The 3,385-nt window shown below is 72.9% G+C and carries 4 protein-coding genes; 1 reads left to right on the top strand and 3 read right to left on the bottom strand.

Translation table 11 applies throughout. The annotated features are described in order from the left end of the window. Nucleotides 1–429 precede the first annotated feature (429 nt). Nucleotides 430–1,437, bottom strand: coding sequence for a stage II sporulation protein M (locus AC07FY_RS32960; RefSeq protein ID WP_479014127.1), 1,008 nt, complete (start codon nucleotides 1,435–1,437; stop codon nucleotides 430–432). A gap of 111 nt (nucleotides 1,438–1,548) precedes the next feature. On the opposite strand from AC07FY_RS32960, the gene AC07FY_RS32955 reads away from it, so the two are divergent. After that, entirely contained in the window at nucleotides 1,549–2,565 is a 1,017-nt protein-coding gene (locus tag AC07FY_RS32955) for an RDD family protein (RefSeq protein ID WP_479014124.1), read from the top strand. Nucleotides 2,566–2,568: 3 nt separating this feature from the next. On the opposite strand, the gene AC07FY_RS32950 is transcribed toward AC07FY_RS32955, so the two are convergent. Both AC07FY_RS32950 and AC07FY_RS32945 read right to left on the bottom strand, forming a co-directional pair. Next, nucleotides 2,569–3,186, bottom strand: a complete 618-nt coding sequence (locus tag AC07FY_RS32950; RefSeq protein ID WP_479014121.1) for a hypothetical protein — start codon at nucleotides 3,184–3,186, stop codon at nucleotides 2,569–2,571. A gap of 104 nt (nucleotides 3,187–3,290) precedes the next feature. Beyond that, nucleotides 3,291–3,385: adenosylhomocysteinase (locus tag AC07FY_RS32945; protein ID WP_362136713.1), on the bottom strand; the 95-nt coding region annotated here is incomplete at its 5' end.

The following is a 3,385-nucleotide window of genomic DNA, read 5'->3' as shown; positions in this document are numbered from 1 at the left end:
TGGCACGCTGTTGAGTTCTCAAGGAACGGACGCTTCCTTCGTACTCACCCTCAGCGACATCCGCTGGGGCTTTCCTCCGGGCTTCGTTCTGCTTTTCTGCTGTTCTTGCGTTTCCGACTCTATCAGACTCTTTCGGGCCCGATTTCCTCGGTGCTTTCCAGTTCCCGCGCTTTCGCGCTTTCCCTTTTCAGCGATTCCGACCCTACCAGAGGATTTCCACCGGATTTACCGGCTTCGAATTCCTGTTAAGTGGGAGTCGAGTGGCCCCGCTGGAATCGCGTTCCCTGCAGGGGCAAGATGATTCTATCGCGCTGCCTCCGAACTGTCCAGTCCGTGGCAACCGTTTGAATCTACCTCCCCGTCGGCTCCGTGTCAACGGTGCTTCCGGGACGACGAGGAGACTAGCAGCTCGTCGGGGCCGCTCGCACATCACGCCGCGGTGGGGAGCGTCGCCGTGCGGTCGGCGGCCTCGACGTCGCCCGCTTCGCCGGAGCGGGCGGCCCTGCCGCCCAGGACGTAGACGTAGAGCAGGAAGGCCGCCTCGGCGACGACGCCGATGGTGATGCGGGCCCAGGTGGGCAGGCCGGACGGCGTGACGAAGCCTTCGATCAGACCGGCGACGAAGAGGACCACCGCGAGGCCGATCGCCATGCCGAGGGCTGCCCGGCCCTGTTCGGCGAGGGCCGTGCGGCGGGTGCGGGGGCCCGGGTCGATGACCGTCCAGCCCAGGCGCAGGCCCGTGCCCGCCGCGACGAAGACCGCCGTCAGTTCGAGCAGGCCGTGCGGGAGGATCAGACCGAGGAAGACGTCCAGCCGGCCGGCGGAGGCCATCAGCCCGAGGCCGACGCCGAGGTTGGCCATGTTCAGGAAGAGGATCCAGAGCACCGGCAGGCCGAGGAAGGCCCCGAGGACGAGGCAGATCGCCGCCGCCTGGGCGTTGTTCGTCCAGACCTGGGCGGCGAAGGAGCCGGCGGGGTGGCTGGAGTAGTACGTCTCGTACTCCCCGCCCGGCCTGGTCAGCTCCTTGAGGTGTTCGGGGGCCGCTATGGCCCCTTGCACCTCCGGGTGGGTGGCTATCCACCAGCCGATGAGCACGCCGAGTGCCGTGGACAGCAGCGCGGTGGGTATCCACCAGCGGCGGCTGCGGTAGACCGCGGCGGGGAAGCCCGCGGTGAAGAAGAGGGCGGCGTCGCGCCAGCCGGCCCGGCGGGTGCCCGTCACGACGGCGCGGGCGCGGGCGACCAGTTGTGTGAGGCGGCCCGTGAGCATCGGGTCGGGGGCGGTGGACTGGACGAGGGAGAGGTGGGTGGACGTGCGCTGGTAGAGCGCGACGAGTTCGTCGGCCTCGGCGCCGGTCAGTTTGCGGCCGCGGCCCAGGAGCTGCTCGAGGCGGTCCCATTCCGCGCGGTGTGCCGTCGCGAAGACGTCGAGATCCATCCGGTTGCCGCTCCCCTGCCCCAGTGCCCCTGCTGCTGGCTATTCCTCGTGTGGTCAGCTTGGCAGACTGGAAGCCTCAGGGGCGGGGCAGGTCACGTGAAAGGTGCTGTGGTGAGCGATCTGGTGACGGGGGACGCGGTCGTCCTGGGGTTGAGGCCGGCGCGCTTGCCGAGCCGGGCACTGGCGATCGCCCTCGACCTGGTCGTGTACGTCGCCGGGTTCGTGATCGTGTCCATCGCACTGGCCTACTCGACCGCTTCGCTCGATGCGGCGGCGCAGGCGGCCGTGTCGGTGGCGTCCTTCCTGCTGCTGCTGGTCGGTGTGCCGATCGCGGTCGAGACGCTCAGCCACGGGCGGTCGCTGGGCAAGCTGGCCTGCGGGCTGCGGGTCGTGCGGGACGACGGCGGTCCGATCCGGTTCCGGCACGCGCTGGTGCGCGGCGCCATGGGGGTCGTGGAACTTCTGATGACCTTCGGGGCCCTGGCGTGCATCGCCTCGCTGGTGTCGGCGCGGGGGCGGCGGCTCGGGGACGTGTTCGCGGGGGCGCTGGTCATCCGGGAGCGGGTGCCCGGGGCGCGGGTGATGCCGGTGCCCGCGCCGCCGCCGTGGTTGGCGGGGCGCTTCGCGGGGCTGGACCTGTCGGCGGTGCCGGACGGGCTGTGGCTGGCGGTCCGGCAGTACCTGACGCGCATGGACCAGCTGGACCCGCGGGTCGGGGCGGCGATGGCGGCCCGGCTCGCCGACGACCTGGTCGCGCGCACCGGGGCGCCCGCGCCGGCGGGGGTCCCGGCCGCCGCGTTCCTGATGGCCGTGGTGCACGAGCGGCAGTCACGGGACGCGGCCCGTGCTTTCCGTCCGGGCGCCGCGGTGGCGCCGGGCGGGTCGGTGCCGGCTTCCGCGGCGCCGGCCGCTGGTGGGTACGGGTACGCGCCCGGGGCCGCTGCCGGTGGGGCGCCCGTGCCGCTGCCGTACGGCGGCCTGCCGGCGTACGGTCCCCCGCCCGCGTACGCCGGGCCCGCGGCCGGTGGCGGGGCGGTCGCGCCCGTCGGCCCCGGCACTGCGGCGCCGTCGGCGCCGTCGGCGCCCGAGCGGGTGCCGCGCGCCGGTGGGTTCGCGCCGCCCGCCTGAGGATCAGTCCTCGAAGGCGGAGGGCGGGGTCTCCAGGTGTTCCAGTTCGATGCCCGGGGCGGACAGGACGACGTCGCCGGCGATGTGGACGGTGTGGACCTCGCCGGTGTCCAGGGCGGTGACCCGGTATTCGTCCACCACGAGCGGGCCGCTGTCGGTGGGGTGCTGCTCGCGGCGCAGCAGGGCCCACGCCTGGTCGACCGTACGGGGGGCCAGTACCGGGTCGGTGAGGGCGAGGAGCCGGACGCGGGTGGCGGGGGCGCCGGGGGCCGGTCGCAGCAGGCGGGCCGTGGCGATGAGGAAGGCCGGTGAGGTGCCGGTGAAGCCGGGGGCGTGGACGTTGCCCTCGGTGGCTTCGGCGCCGGTGGGGTCGGTACGGACCCAGGTGACGCCGTCGATGGCGGCCCCGCGCACCTGCCAGCTCGACGCGTTCACCTCGAGGCGGATGGGCCGGCCGAGTTCGTCGACGGCCAGGTCGACGGAGCCGCGGTGGTCGCCGTTCGGGGCGGTCAGCTGGGAGACGTAGCGCCAGCCGGACGGGCCGGGGGCGCAGTGGAAGTGCTCCTCGCCGAGGGGGGTGTGGTCGTGCGGGTCGTGCAGGGAGTAGCGGCCGCGGGGCATCGTGTCGGTCCTTGGATGGGTACGGGGCAGGCCCCCGGCATGGAGCCGGGGGCCTGCGTGACGTGCTGCTGCTGCCGTGCCGGTGCCGCTTCGGCCGCCGCGGATCAGTAGCGGTAGTGGTCGGGCTTGTACGGGCCCTCGACCTTGACGCCGATGTAGTCGGCCTGCTCCGGGCGCAGGGTGGTCAGCCTGACGCCGA

This window comes from Streptomyces sp. NPDC045967 (genome assembly GCF_056430495.1).
Note: the sequence above shows the minus strand (reverse complement) of the source record. Positions and strands in the feature narration are given on the sequence as shown.